This window comes from Photobacterium sp. BZF1 (genome assembly GCF_014349205.1).
In the GTDB taxonomy this organism is placed as follows: Bacteria; Pseudomonadota; Gammaproteobacteria; order Enterobacterales; family Vibrionaceae; genus Photobacterium.
Genome location: NZ_JACSOF010000037.1, coordinates 32,979 through 46,698, shown reverse-complemented (window position 1 = coordinate 46,698; position 13,720 = coordinate 32,979). Strand labels below are relative to the sequence as shown.

The window sequence follows — 13,720 nt, the reverse complement described above, 5'->3', positions numbered from 1 at the left end:
ATCTATATCAACACCATTTTCGCTCATCAATCACATTTGTAACACATTATTAATGATTTTCAGGTTTCTAATTTTACTCCAGTAAATCATATTGTTATAACTAGCATATAAATAGAAATTATTCTCTTTTCGATCTGAAAAACATCTTTTTGCTAGCCCTACACCTACAGTATTTAAGCGGTATGGAGAAATGAATTTAGCTTTACTTATATTTTGAATAACATGATATAAAATGAAATAACACTCATATTATTTCACCCTCCCCCCCTTCTAACATTTAGTTACAAAGATTAATATCTAGATATAAGATTCCTTTTTTATTTCATATTCACTTATATTTATTATTTAACAAATTATCACGCAAAAAATTACTTCCAGTGCATTTAAATTAGTCTTCAAAATGACTAGAATCCCGGCCCTCATTAAATTCACTATTAAGATTCCATGATTGATCTCTCCGTTTTACCCGTTTATTTAACTGCTGTTTTAGCTTTATTGCTGATTCCAGGACCAGATATGCTGCTTGTTGCCAGTTCTAGTTTGAGCTATGGAAAAAAAGTGGGGATCTTTGCCAGCTTGGGTAGTGCGACATCCGGATTAATCCTGACACTGCTCGCAGCTATGGGAGTCTCAGCACTGATTGCGATAAGTCCTATTGCCCTGCAGGTATTACGCCTTCTTGGTGGTGCTTACCTTCTGAAGATGGGATGGGATTGCATTCGTACTCAACCATCAGATGCACCAACTGTTAAGCAAAATAGCTCCCTTGCTAAAACCCTATACAAGCGCGCCATCATTGGTAACCTCCTCAACCCCAAAACACTAATTTTCTTTGTCCTATTTCTACCGCAGTTTGTATCGACTCAAGTCACTGCAACCTCCGGTGAGCAGATGCTAGTGCTAGGACTCGTTCTTAATGTCCTCGGCCTGTTGTTCAACCTGCTGTTAGTCGCCATGGTTGGAAGCCTGGGTCGCCCTCTATTGAAGAATGAGAAGTTTCGGACCAACCAACATAAGTTTATGGGTTTGGTCTTTTTTATTCTCGCCATCTGGATGCTGGCATCTCAGGTAACCGCTGTTTAAGCCAGGTATGTATTAGCGATAAATGGGGTTTTGATAAATTCATTACCCCGCCCTTTGAAACCACTTTCAAACTTCAAAGCCTTATTTATTGAAAATAAAGGCTTATAGCTACTGACAAACCTTCATTTTTCATGACGACTCTTCTGACGCCAAGCTGAAACGGCCTAACACAAAAGAACAATCAATCAACAACACCCCAACAAAGCAAATAAACAAACTAAAAAATACAATTATTGCGTTTAAATCATCCACAAAAAGGACTAGAATCCAGCACCTTGTAAAACAAACACCAAATTACCATGATTGATCTCTCTGTATTACCCGTTTATTTGACCGCTGTTATTGCCCTGCTACTGATCCCTGGTCCAGACATGCTGCTGATCGCCAGTTCCAGTTTGAGTTATGGTAAAAAGGTGGGGGTGTTCGCCAGTCTAGGTAATGCAACTTCTGGATTGATCCTCACGCTGCTTGCCGCCATGGGGGTTTCAGCCCTTATAGCGATGAACCCTATCGCCTTACAAGTACTTCGTTTGCTTGGCGGCGCCTACCTATTAAAAATGGGTTGGGATTGTATGCGCACCCAACCTTCTGATGCGCCGGAAGTAGAGCAAAGCAGCAGTGTCGCCAAGACCCTTTATCGCCGCGCGGTGATCAGTAACTTACTTAACCCGAAAGCGCTCATTTTCTTTGTCTTATTCCTACCACAATTTGTCTCGACCCAAGTCACGGCGACTTCTGGCGAACAAATGTTGGTGCTTGGCCTGCTACTGAACGTACTGGGTCTCCTGTTCAACCTGTTCTTGGTGACTATGATCGGTAGCCTGGGTCAACCACTACTGAAAAACGAAAAGTTCCGTACCAACCAACATAAGTTCATGGGACTCATCTTCTTCGTTCTCGCTATTTGGTTGCTTGCCTCACAGGTGCCTGCTGTATAAAACACAGGCCTTAACCTCCCGGTAGATAGAAAGGGCATCTCTCGAGATGCCCTTTTTTGTGTCTTGCCAATAGCCGTAACAGACTAGCCTAGTTAAATGGCGAGTCGTGCTCGCGTTTGATTCTTGCCATGCGCCGAAACCACCTCGGCATAGCATACAAAGCGCTGAAAGTAATTTATCGCAAGTTTTAATTCTTTGATATCACTAGAGAGAAAAGCAACGGCCCTATACTCTTGCTCTATCAGGGGTAGGAGTTGCAATAGCGTAGCATTTGCTTTCTGAATATCACCAAAAATACAATGTAATTTTTGAAAATACATTTAACAGTAATTAATACATAAATTAATTAGTTCGCGAAATATTATTCGACAACCATTCATTGGCAAAGCTACCTATTATGAATTGATTCAGTAATTATTTAGCTTTTATGTTAGTTCTACTAAATAGTAGGTTAGGAAAAAATGAACATCATGATAATCAATATCATGATACCTTCCAATCTCACACTGTTATGTAAAATTCAGCAGGTAAGTTATGTCTTATTTGAAACTTTTTAATGAGCTGTTAAGCCCAGCCGATATTCAGATTAATGGTACAAGGGATTGGGATATTAGGCTGCACGATGAAGCTGTGCTCGACAGGATCCTCGTGGATGGCTCATTGGGGTTAGGTGAAACTTACATGGAAGGTTTATGGGACTGCGACAGAATAGATGAGTTAGTCCACCGTATTACTCAGAACAACCTTGAAGACAAATTAGGCGTCAAAGCCAAGCTCTTGCTCGGTGCACACCTTGGTAGAAAGAAAGTTGTGAATTTCTTCAATCGACAAAGTGTAGAGCGCTGCAACAAAGACGTTCCTTTTCACTATGATCTTGGCAACGATTTGTTCGAGAACATGCTCGACGAGCGAATGACCTACACCTGTGCCTATTGGAAAGAGTCATTCGATCTTGATAGCGCCCAAACCGCCAAACTGGATCTGATATGCCGTAAACTTGGCTTGAAGCCAGGGATGAAAGTGCTCGATATTGGTTGTGGTTGGGGTAGTTTCATGAACTACGCTGCCGAGCATTATGGCGTTGTATGCCACGGCTTGACCCTCTCAAAAGAACAAACCGCCTTGGGAATGGAAATAGCCCGCCGCAAAAATCTACCCGTCAGCTTTATTCTTCAGGATTACCGTCAATATGTTCCAGCAGTCACCTATGACCGTGTGGTATCAATCGGGATGATTGAGCATGTTGGGCCTGAAAACTACAAAGATTATTTCACCTGTGCCAACCGATTCCTTAAAGATGACGGTTTATTCTTGCTCCATACCATTGGTAGCCCAGAATCAAAAACAGAAACGGATCCATGGATTAATAAATATATCTTCCCTAATGGCGTGATCCCATCCATTTCCCAGCTAGGGAATGCAATGGAGCACATGTTCAATATCGAAGATCTGCACAACATCGGCCCAGATTACGACAAAACATTAATGGCATGGTGCCGTAACTTCGAGAAGAACTGGGACAATATTGCTGAAAAATACGGAGATAGATTCTACCGGATGTGGCGATACTACCTACTGTCATGTGCAGGTGCATTCCGCAGCCGTAGTTTGAGTGTCTGGCAATTAGCGCTTACTAAGGAAGGAACCAGCCTTCCGCAATTTGCCCGTGCTGTTTAATCACGAGCACTAGCCTATGCACTTAGCAACAACAGCGCACTTTACACTATCTGTGCACTGAGCAAGAAACGAGAGAGGAAGCCATTCTCAGTGATACGGCTTCTTCCTCCCCACAACGAGAAAACACTATGCAATCCACTGTTGTCAAAGTCTATGAGTCCAAAGACTCGGTACTCTACACCACTTGTATCAAGGCTCGTAAGTACGAGCTGACGGCAGATTTATCAACGTCACGTGAAAATGCCATCGAAGAGTTGTTAGTCTCCCATGACATTGCAGCCAAAGGCTCGATAGAGATCAGGGATATCCAAGTACTGGAAGAAGCAGGCTCGCATACAGAGCTCAATATTTATGCTTTTTATTTCCCAGCCCATGTCAACGTGTATATCCGAGCGGTAAGAGACCCACACACCTTTATCTTTCAGGTAGACATCGCTGATGGTCATTATCACTACTCGTCCAGTCACCCTCTGCGCGCAAGTGACTTAACGAGAATGTCATTAAAGTCACATTTCCCAGATATCCGAGACTTTAAGGTTATTCTCGATAAAAAAGATACAGAGAAAATGCCATCTGAAATAGCCGTCAATGAATATTCTCAAGTTCACATGATGGCGAACGCAGTGATATGAATATTCATGACTTTCTGTCAATTCTTCACAATATCATCGTCTTTGCTGTTTTCCTGATCATTGCTGCAAAGGTGTCAATACGGCTTGAATCAAAAAATAACAGCAAAAATCAAAAATAACATTTGTACAAGTTATCAATTACGATATCTCCCGGCTGGGAAGATATAAAGGAGAGGATGATTAATGACTCCTTTAAAATATATTTTAGAATCTCACCAAGAAATTAATAACAACACCGATGAGCTTATGACAGTACTATCCCATACCGCCTTGGGAGTCTGTATAAATAAGCCTTTGGATCGTGGTAGATGGATAAAAGACTATCTCACAAAGGTTAAGCCTAACTTTACACCCAAAGGCTCTGCCTGGAAGCTCATCGATGGTTGCCTCAAAGAATCCACACCTAACCGTATAGCCCGCTGCTTCGAGACCTTCTACCAGTTTTATTGGGGCACCCGTCCCTATGCTGCCGCGAGGCCATTACCGGGCCAAGTAGAAAGAGCCAATGCCCGTATAGAGGCCTACTGCCGGCTCAAAGATGCCGTTACTGCCGACACAACTCACGCCCAAGGTTATCTGGCGATGGCATCATGATGGGAGGCTATCTGATACAGAAAAAGCGCCATGCGGCGCTTTTTCAAGCTCAACTCTAGTTCTACTTACTTGGCAATCAAGATAATACGAGTTTCATACGGCTTCAGAGTGAAGTTGTTATCCTGAGCAGTATTCATCGATTCCGTATAGTTAGACAGCAAGCACTGACCACTCGCGACATCTAGCCCTTCAGGCAGCAAGCATTCGACCTCATCGCCATAGTAGTTGTTCACGCACAACAAGATCTGGCTGTCTGATTCACGCTTGTAACAGAAAATACGATCATGCTCTGGCATCAAATCGGTATAATCGCCCTCGGTGATCACGGCAACGTCTTTGCGCAGTTGAATCAGCTGACGGTAGAAGTGGAATACGGAGTTCTCATCTTCAACCGCGGCTTTGGCATTGATCTGCGGGTAGTTCTCTGCCACTTGCAGCCAAGGCTGTGCCTTGGAGAAACCGGCATATTCACTGTCATCCCACTGCATCGGTGTACGGGAGTTATCACGAGATTTCTGCGCTAGGATCGCCATCATCTCGTCATGGCCAACACCTTGCTGGTTCACCATGATGTCGTACATGTTGGTACTTTCCACATCACGGTATTGCTCAATAGAGGTATATCCCGGGTTGGTCATGCCGATCTCTTCACCCTGGTAGATATACGGGGTTCCCTGCATCATATGGACCGATGCACCCAGCATTTTGGCAGATTCAACTCGGTAGTTCACATCATCACCCAAACGGCTGACCACGCGTGGTTGGTCATGGTTACACCAAAACAGAGCGCCCCACCCTTTGCCATTCAAGCCAAGCTGCCAGTGGTTGAAAATGGATTTTAGCTGATGAAAATCAAACGGTGCTTTGGTCCACTTCTCACCATTGGGGTAATCGACTTTCAAGTGATGGAAGTTGAACACCATCGACAACTCTTTGCCATCGAGCGATGAATATTGTTGGCAGTGCTCAAGAGTTGTCGAAGACATCTCGCCGACTGTTACCGAACCGTACTTCTGGAACACCGCTTCACTGATTTCCTGAAGATATTCATGGACACGGGGACCATCGGTGTAGAAGCGACGACCATCGCCAATGTCATCGTTCGGGAAGTCCTGCTGCTTGGAAATCAAGTTAATCACATCAAGGCGGAAACCATCGACACCTTTGTCGGCCCAGAAGCTGATCACTTCTTTGACCTCTTCACGAACCTTCGGGTTTTCCCAGTTCAGGTCCGCTTGTTCTTTGGCAAACAGGTGCAAGTAGTATTGGCCAGTGGCTTCGTCTAGTGCCCAGGCATTACCACCGAATTTCGACTGCCAATTGGTTGGCTCAGCGCCGTCTACCGGATCTTTCCAAATGTAATAATCACGGTAAGGGCTGTTCTTATCACCCAGTGCAGACTGGAACCAAGCATGCTCGGTCGAGGTGTGGTTTACGACAATATCCATGACAATTTTGATGTCACGCTGATGCGCTTGGGCCAGCAATTGATCAAAATCGGCCATGGTGCCGAACTCTGGATTGATATTGTAGTAGTCGGAAATATCGTAGCCGTTATCAATCATTGGTGAGCTGTAAACCGGCGTCAGCCAAATCGCATCGACACCCAAGGTCTTGAGGTAGTCTAGCTTGGCAATGATCCCTTGAATATCACCGGTTCCCTTGCTGCCACTGTCACAGAAGCTTTTTGGATAAATCTGGTAAATCGTAGCGGTACGCCACCATTCAAGTTGCTCTTTCAACATAATAACCTGCACACTTAAAAAATCAGAAAAAGGTAGCTGGTCTTAAAAATCAATCGACCAGCTACAAATCACACAGGGCTTTCCCCATTACTAAGCACTTACCTAGGCAGTTGCTTCACTCAGTTCACCTTTTGCTTCAGCACGCTTGTACATGAACAATGTCAGTGCCATCGGGACCACAACGGCGACAACCATTGCGATGAAATACACCAGCCAGTATTGCGGCTGAATAGATAGGATGCCCGGTAGGCCACCGACACCGATACCATTTGCCATCACACCCGCACTACCACAAATAGCTGCGGCAATCGCCGAACCAATCATTGCGCTAAGCATCGGGAACTTGTATTTCAGGTTGATACCGTACATAGCAGGCTCAGTTACGCCTAGGTATGCCGAGATAGCAGCCGGTACCGAGATTTCACGCTCATTTGCTTTCTTGCTGATAATGATGATGCCTACAACCGCTGAAGCCTGAGCAATATTAGATAGGGCAATCAAAGGCCAGATCGGAGTACCACCCATTGATTGCATTAGCTGCAAATCAACAGCGTTGGTCGTGTGGTGGATACCTGTAATAACCAGCGGGGCGTATAGGAAACCGAAGATCATCGCACCAAAGATAGCAAAATCACCCGTCATCGCAGCCTGTGCCGCGTAACCCACACCATCGCCAAGCATACGGCCAAATGGACCGATGAATGCATGGGCAAGGATGACTGCAGTAATGATTGAAACAAATGGGACAATCACCAGGTACAGGTAAGCAGGAATCACTTTTTTCAGATTGGTTTCAATCAGTGCCAAGGCAATACCGGCTAACATTGCTGGGATGACCTGAGCCTGATAACCGACCTTTTCAATGGTGAAAAGGCCAAAGTCCCACACTTCCGGCAATTGCTGACCTATCAAATAGGCGTTCATCAACTGCGGTGACACCAGTGTCACACCCAATACGATACCCAGAATAGGTGTACCGCCCAGTTTCTTCACCGTCGACCAACACACACCAACTGGCAGGAAGAAGAAGATCGCTTCACCTATCAGCCATAGGAAAGAGTGAACGGTTGCCCAGAACTGGCTGATCTCTGTCAGGGTTTGGCCATCGAACATCTTGATGTCGCCGATGACATTACGGAAACCGAGGATCAGACCACCGGTAATAATCGCTGGTAGCAATGGAACAAAGATTTCAGCAAGATGGGAGATCCCACGCTCCAGCAAACTCATATTCTGACGGGCAGCGACTTTAGCTTCATCCTTGCTGGCGCCCGACTGGCCGGTATATTCATTGAGCGCTTTATACACTTGATCAACTTCGGTACCAATCACCACCTGGAACTGGCCTGCATTGGTAAAACAGCCTTTTACCATGCTCAGTTTTTCAATTTCCTTAATTTGCGCCTTGTCTGTGTCTGCCAATACAAAGCGCAAACGGGTCAGGCAGTGGCTGACGCTTGCAATGTTGTCCTTACCGCCGATTAACTCGACCAAACGTTCTATCTGCTGTTGGTTAATCTTACTCATGCCGATTGTCCATCGTTATAAAAATAGGAATGTGTTGGGTTGTCTGTCTTTGTTCACTTTAAAATTAATGGGAATGTTCCCACTTGATGTAACAAATAGTGTCAGATCCGCTCCCCGATGAAAATGGGAACATTCCCATTTCGTGAATCAGTTCACAACCTACACCTATAGATTAACAGCAAATTAGTGATCCAGATCTTGCTTGTTATTGATTGAGATTTTGATTAAAGCGTTGAAGCAGCCTTTTAATATGAAGCTTGCTGAATGAGGTGGGTCACTTCTTGCTGGCCAGACAACTGCTTAATCAACAGCTGGGCAGAGACTTTACCCGCCTCAAAGTAGCCAGGGTCGATACTGAACGTATTGGGGAATAAGAAAGACAGCAGATCCGTTGCCCCTACCCCTGAGACCTGAATATCAGTTCGGCCAAGCTCCTGCAAGCGCTTAGCAACGCCCATGGCCAAGGTATCACTGGCACAGACAATCGCTTCTGTACCTGCGCTAAGGACCTGATCGGTAATTTGATAAGCGCTGTCATAACTCAACTGCCCAGTCTGATAACTAGGTTCAATCCCTAGCTTTCGGCAACTTTCAAGATATGCATTGAGGCGGAGCAAACCCGTGGTACGGTCAGATTCATCAACACCGATATAGCTGATAATCTGCTTACCATTTGAAACCAGTTTGTCCATGGCAAGGGCAATCAAGCCCTGATGGTCGTAGTCCACCGAAGAAATAGAGTCGGTATCAGTCGCAATAACCACCGCTTTGTGGCCTAGCTTTTCGATGCTGGTCAGATCGCAGCCTGAGAAACCAAACACAATCACGCCATCAACATTGCGCTTTTGCAGCACAGCCAAATGCTCATTGGTTTTCTCTGCGCTGAATTGGCTTTCCATAATCACCGCATCATAACCAGCCTTGTAGATGACATCGAGAATGCCGCTGACCGCTTTGTTTTCCGACGGTGAATCCAAGCGTGACAGAATAATACCTACTACCTTGGCACTGCCTCCCCGCATCGCTTGGGCTGACTTGGATGGCACATAGCCAGACTCACGGATCACCTGCTCGACTTTCTCTCTGGTCGCCGGCTTTACTTTGGGATCATTAGTCAGTACACGCGAAACGGTTGATTTGCCGACACCTGCCAGCTTGGCAATGTCTAGGATTGTAAGTTTCTGGGTCATAATCATTCGAGTTATTGGTTTCACTACCTATTGTCACTGACAACGGGATTATTTCAATCATTTTCCTGGCACAAAACAGCAAGCTGCAATTTGACACACAATTTTGTTCCAAAAATCGCTTACGTAGCGGAACAAAACTTCATTTATCCTGACAAACCCTTACATAGCTCAGACATTTCTTTGAATTTATTCAATTAAGTTATTACCAAAGTGCCCATGAACCAACGCACTTAGCACAAATAATATAGACATAAGCAACAGTGTGACTTGATTTTAATGAACACTGTCCGCATATATAAATGATGACAAATAAAAAGCGCCACTGACTGACTACAACGCACGGGCCACCCTTTGAATCACATTATCGATGAGCCGGCACAGTCTCAGCTAACGCTTAAGGAATTTTATGATTACACATGTTGGCATAATCGATCAGGACCCCGTAAGACTGATCACCCCCCTTCTCGACCACGGCGTCCCTGCCGATAAGATGATTTTTATCGGTACGGAAGCGCAGCAAGAACAATACGACCGACTAGCGTCAATTTTGTTACCTCGTCATATCGAGGCCGAGTTTTTTATTATTCCTGACTCCATCAATATCACACGCATTCGAGCTCGTATTATCGAGCTGGCAGAAAAACTCAAAGCCTCCCAAACCGATGTCTGGTTCAATGCCAGTTGTGGCCTCCGCCACCGTCTACTTTCCGCCTATGAAGTATTCCGCACTTACCACTGGCCTATCTATGTGATTGAGCCATTCAGCGATGAAATGTGCTGGCTATACCCAGCAGACCGGGAACAACAACAAGTCGAAGATCGCATTCAACTTACCGATTACCTCACTATTTTCGGCGCCCGTTGTGAACTCCCGGAAAGCCTCGTACCCGAAGAGCTTAACGAGCAGCTTTGGGAATTAGGCCAGCGCTGGGCAAGTTCAGCCCTTGAGCTAGGCCCTGGCCTTGCCACCCTCAACTACTTGGCGACCACTTGCCGTAAAGAGCAGAAGCTGGATGTTGCGTTAAGTGAAAAGCAGCAAGGCTACAAAGAGTTAGGAATGTTGCTCAACGATCTGGAAGAAACAGGCCTTGCCACCTACCACGATGGCGTTTTGACTTTCAAACATGAAGAGGCCCGCCGGTTTGCCAATGGTGAATGGCTAGAGAATTTGGTACACAGCACAGTCCGTGCGATTCAAAGCGATTTGCCAACTATCCAAGACCATTCACTGGGTGTGCAGGTCTACCGCCAAATTGGTGACCGTGAAGTGCGTAACGAGCTTGATGTGGCTACCGTCGTGAACAACAAACTTCATATTATCGAATGCAAAACCAAAGGGATGCGTGACGACGGCGACGATACCCTTTACAAGTTAGAATCACTGCGTGATCTACTCGGTGGCCTGCAGGCACGTGCGATGCTGGTGAGCTTCCGCCCATTGCGCCATCACGATGTAGTCCGTGCCCAAGATCTTGGCCTTGCGATTATCGGCCCAGACCAACTTGGCGATCTACAAACCCACCTACATAACTGGTTCAAAGATGCCGGTGGCCAAAGCCACAATATTGCTTAATTGATACAAACACTTATCTCAATGAATTGAAGGGGAACATAGGTTTCCCCTTTCTTTTTAGCCCTTTATTTGACGGCGGTATTTATATACTGCTGGAAACTGCGCTGCGACTCTCCGGAATCAATACAAACCACGCAGAAGAGGCTATCAGCGCTACACCGCAAATCAGCCAGCTTATTGAAATACCATAATGCTCGGATATAAGGCCAAACAGCAATGAGGCAACCACCGCCCCACAAGTCACTACCAAAGAGCTCACTGATAGCATGGTCGAGCGATGCTGCGCCTCGGTATGTTCGTTAAGCAACACACTTTGCGAACTATTGCCCAAAGTAAACCAGAAGAAAAAGACTAGGTAAAAGCAAGCAAAAGCCCAAATATCGCTGCTGTTCGCCATCGCTATCAACATAACACCCGCCAAAATACGAGTTATGCACATCAACGCTTTATGTGAACCATTGCAAAAGGCCAACAGATGAATAGCTAACAACGATGATAGAGCGGACATCAGAAAGTACAGCCCTGCCAGAATGCCAAATAACGTGATGCCACTTGCTTCTGCCCCTTTGGCAGATGTTTCCATTATCGCCATCAAATAAGGCTGCCAAAATGTCTCAACAGCACTTAGTACCGCACCGTATACGATGGTGGCTTGCATCAACCTCTTAATAACAGCATGCGTGAACGCCTCGCTTAATACCTGGGCTGAAACACTTAGGTGAGTAGCTTTAACAGCAACTTTATTTTTCTCTCTCTTCTCCCGAATTAGCTTTAGTGTGATTGCAATCATTAAGGTGTTTGCCACAATGACGACCGCAATATTTAAATCATAAACGCTGGCCCACTGCGTACCATTGCTCACGACATAGTCTGGTAGCCAACCTCCAAGCACCGAACCCAAGGCTAACCCAATGGTGACAGCACTATTCACGTAAGACTGTGCAGTATGGAATGTCTGCGTATGCTGGCGACATTGTTGAAAGGCATCATAGAACCAGGCATCAAGTGTACCTGAGTAAATGGCCCGAGACGCCCCAAGCAAAAAGGCTGAGATCAACATACCCACCAGCTCGGTAACATACAACAGAGCAAAACTGCCAAGTATATTGACGATTAATGAACCAAGGTACGTGGCTTTACGGCCATATCTATCAGCCACGCCACCGAGAGGCACTTCAAGTAACGCTGTACTCCCCACCCAGACGGCCATCACCAAACCAATATCCTGCAGGTTAAGCCCTCGGGCCTGAAACAAAAGTATCAACACCGGGATTGTTATACCGACAATCGTCCAGTGTATGAGTTGGTGAACGGCATAACGCCATACCAATGCTTTCCTTGTCATCTAGAGCCTCCCTGTCTTGTGATATTTTCAAAGGGTCTCATATCGACCTTTTTGAGCAACAAAAAACAGAAAAGCATCGTATAATGACCCTTAATGGTTCACCTTATGTAACCCATGACACAGAAAAGGAAGAATAAACAGCATGGAAGAACAACTGTCCTTCGAGGTATGCCGGATACTGAAAAGAGAGCTCAAAAATAACAGCATTAACTACAAAGCACTTTCGGCCCAATTAGGTATTTCAGATGTGAGTATCAAGCGCTTGCTGAACAACCAGCAACCCCTTTCTATGCAAAGGCTCATTGCTATCTGCCAGTTCATCGACGTACCTCTTTCCAAACTACTTGCAGAAGCCGAGAAGAACCTGTTTAAAATTCCCGTATTCACTGTTGAGCAAGATCAGGCATTTTGGGACAACCCAGCCCTATTTACGTTCTGGACCAAACTGACCGAACATCAAAGTGTTGATGAAATTTCAGAAATGTATCAACTCGATAACGCATCTGTGCACCGCTATTTGCGGCAGTTGGAAAAAGTGGGGTTAATCTCACTTGGGTTAGCCAATGAAGTCAAACTCTGTGTCCCGACCCATACCTCATTCGAAAAAGGGTCGAAGTTTCCTGCATTTTTTACCCGCCAAGTGCTAACCCGGCTTCAAGAGAGGGTAATCAATATTCCGGCCGACGATGAAGATGCTTTCCTCATTACATTGAAAGCCGAATTGACCCATGAGGAATTTAACGAAGTGGTTCAAAAGCTGGATGATTGGCTATTTAACCTATTGCGCGAGAGCCAAGATCACCGTGCACGAGAAGGCCTGAAAGTGACCCCCTATACTTTTGGCTTCATGGCCGCAAAAGGGGCTTTTCATGATGAGCTTCCCTCGATACCAAACTTGGAAGCTCATGGACTATGAGTGGGCACCGAATTGGTGCAATAACGCCCCAAAACGGGGCAGTAAAAAGCAAAAAGTCACTTCATCTCAGCGCTAGCCCAGCAAACATAAGCCATTGATTATTGGCATTTAAATTGCTTATCTTCAACCATTAGCTTTAATTCAAGGAGAGATGATGATTAAGAAGCGCTTTTTTAAAACCAAAGATGAAGTAGAAATCACCTTTGAGTGGCCACAAGCCGAGGGGAAAGCGGAAACTGTAGCCGTATCGGGTGATTTTACCCAGTGGCAGGCAACCCCAATGAAGCTGAATAAAAAGAAAGTCTTTAGCCTCAAGCTTCGCTTACCCAAAGATGAGCAGTATCAATTCCGCTACCTGATCAATGGCTCGGAGTGGGAAAACGACCCAAGCGCCGATGACTACATCCAAAACGGGTTCGGTAGTGACAACGGCCTGCTTTCGACCCACAGCAGCCTTTGATATTTCCCCGTACTTTCAATAAAAAAGGGCTAAACAGTGT

The 13,720-nt window shown here is 45.4% G+C and carries 12 protein-coding genes; 8 read left to right on the top strand and 4 right to left on the bottom strand.

The features are described from left to right. Positions 1-444: 444 nt before the first annotated feature. The 5 genes from BIZ37_RS10475 (at position 445) to BIZ37_RS10455 (ending at position 4,924) form a co-directional block, all read left to right on the top strand. Positions 445-1,083 (top strand): LysE family translocator, encoded by a 639-nt coding sequence (locus BIZ37_RS10475; protein WP_187461451.1) that lies wholly within the window; start codon positions 445-447, stop codon positions 1,081-1,083. A 299-nt stretch (positions 1,084-1,382) separates the two neighbouring features. Continuing rightward, a complete protein-coding gene (locus tag BIZ37_RS10470) occupies positions 1,383-2,021 on the top strand; it encodes a LysE family translocator (RefSeq protein ID WP_187461450.1) in 639 nt (212 codons plus the stop codon). Positions 2,022-2,555: 534 nt separating this feature from the next. Continuing rightward, positions 2,556-3,698 carry a cyclopropane fatty acyl phospholipid synthase gene (gene cfa / locus BIZ37_RS10465; RefSeq protein ID WP_187461449.1) on the top strand — a complete coding sequence of 381 codons (1,143 nt, stop codon included), beginning with the start codon at positions 2,556-2,558 and terminating at the stop codon, positions 3,696-3,698. Positions 3,699-3,826: 128 nt separating this feature from the next. After that, complete coding sequence (locus tag BIZ37_RS10460; protein ID WP_187461448.1) at positions 3,827-4,330, top strand: hypothetical protein; 504 nt, start codon at positions 3,827-3,829, stop codon at positions 4,328-4,330. Between the two features lie 183 nt (positions 4,331-4,513). After that, positions 4,514-4,924, top strand: coding sequence for a hypothetical protein (locus BIZ37_RS10455; protein ID WP_187461447.1), 411 nt, complete (start codon positions 4,514-4,516; stop codon positions 4,922-4,924). Between the two features lie 65 nt (positions 4,925-4,989). On the opposite strand, the gene treC is transcribed toward BIZ37_RS10455, so the two are convergent. From treC to treR, 3 genes are all read right to left on the bottom strand, one after another. Next, entirely contained in the window at positions 4,990-6,669 is a 1,680-nt protein-coding gene (treC, locus tag BIZ37_RS10450) for an alpha,alpha-phosphotrehalase (protein ID WP_187461446.1), read from the bottom strand. 102 nt (positions 6,670-6,771) lie between these two features. Further along, entirely contained in the window at positions 6,772-8,196 is a 1,425-nt protein-coding gene (gene treB, locus BIZ37_RS10445; protein ID WP_187461445.1) for a PTS trehalose transporter subunit IIBC, read from the bottom strand. Positions 8,197-8,441: 245 nt separating this feature from the next. Continuing rightward, positions 8,442-9,386 carry a trehalose operon repressor TreR gene (gene treR, locus BIZ37_RS10440; RefSeq protein WP_187461444.1) on the bottom strand — a complete coding sequence of 315 codons (945 nt, stop codon included), beginning with the start codon at positions 9,384-9,386 and terminating at the stop codon, positions 8,442-8,444. A gap of 406 nt (positions 9,387-9,792) precedes the next feature. Here treR and BIZ37_RS10435 point away from each other — a divergent pair, with 406 nt between their 5' ends. Further along, positions 9,793-10,959, top strand: a complete 1,167-nt coding sequence (locus tag BIZ37_RS10435; protein ID WP_187461443.1) for a Card1-like endonuclease domain-containing protein — start codon at positions 9,793-9,795, stop codon at positions 10,957-10,959. A gap of 82 nt (positions 10,960-11,041) precedes the next feature. Here BIZ37_RS10435 and BIZ37_RS10430 read toward each other — a convergent pair whose 3' ends face one another. After that, positions 11,042-12,304: an MFS transporter gene (locus BIZ37_RS10430; protein ID WP_187461442.1), complete on the bottom strand. Its 1,263-nt coding sequence runs from the start codon at positions 12,302-12,304 to the stop codon at positions 11,042-11,044. A gap of 142 nt (positions 12,305-12,446) precedes the next feature. On the opposite strand from BIZ37_RS10430, the gene BIZ37_RS10425 reads away from it, so the two are divergent. Next, positions 12,447-13,220 (top strand): helix-turn-helix transcriptional regulator, encoded by a 774-nt coding sequence (locus tag BIZ37_RS10425; RefSeq protein ID WP_187461441.1) that lies wholly within the window; start codon positions 12,447-12,449, stop codon positions 13,218-13,220. 154 nt (positions 13,221-13,374) lie between these two features. Continuing rightward, positions 13,375-13,680, top strand: a complete 306-nt coding sequence (locus tag BIZ37_RS10420; RefSeq protein WP_107300096.1) for an isoamylase early set domain-containing protein — start codon at positions 13,375-13,377, stop codon at positions 13,678-13,680. The last annotated feature ends 40 nt before the right edge of the window (positions 13,681-13,720 follow it).

Coding starts and splice junctions, on each gene's coding strand:
- cfa (WP_187461449.1), top strand. CDS start 2,556: ATGTCTTATTTGAAACTTTTTAATGAGCTGTTAAGCCCAGCCGATATT.
- BIZ37_RS10475 (WP_187461451.1), top strand. CDS start 445: ATGATTGATCTCTCCGTTTTACCCGTTTATTTAACTGCTGTTTTAGCT.
- BIZ37_RS10470 (WP_187461450.1), top strand. CDS start 1,383: ATGATTGATCTCTCTGTATTACCCGTTTATTTGACCGCTGTTATTGCC.
- treR (WP_187461444.1), bottom strand. CDS start 9,386: ATGACCCAGAAACTTACAATCCTAGACATTGCCAAGCTGGCAGGTGTC.
- BIZ37_RS10460 (WP_187461448.1), top strand. CDS start 3,827: ATGCAATCCACTGTTGTCAAAGTCTATGAGTCCAAAGACTCGGTACTC.
- treB (WP_187461445.1), bottom strand. CDS start 8,196: ATGAGTAAGATTAACCAACAGCAGATAGAACGTTTGGTCGAGTTAATC.
- BIZ37_RS10435 (WP_187461443.1), top strand. CDS start 9,793: ATGATTACACATGTTGGCATAATCGATCAGGACCCCGTAAGACTGATC.
- BIZ37_RS10425 (WP_187461441.1), top strand. CDS start 12,447: ATGGAAGAACAACTGTCCTTCGAGGTATGCCGGATACTGAAAAGAGAG.
- BIZ37_RS10420 (WP_107300096.1), top strand. CDS start 13,375: ATGATTAAGAAGCGCTTTTTTAAAACCAAAGATGAAGTAGAAATCACC.
- BIZ37_RS10430 (WP_187461442.1), bottom strand. CDS start 12,304: ATGACAAGGAAAGCATTGGTATGGCGTTATGCCGTTCACCAACTCATA.
- treC (WP_187461446.1), bottom strand. CDS start 6,669: ATGTTGAAAGAGCAACTTGAATGGTGGCGTACCGCTACGATTTACCAG.
- BIZ37_RS10455 (WP_187461447.1), top strand. CDS start 4,514: ATGACTCCTTTAAAATATATTTTAGAATCTCACCAAGAAATTAATAAC.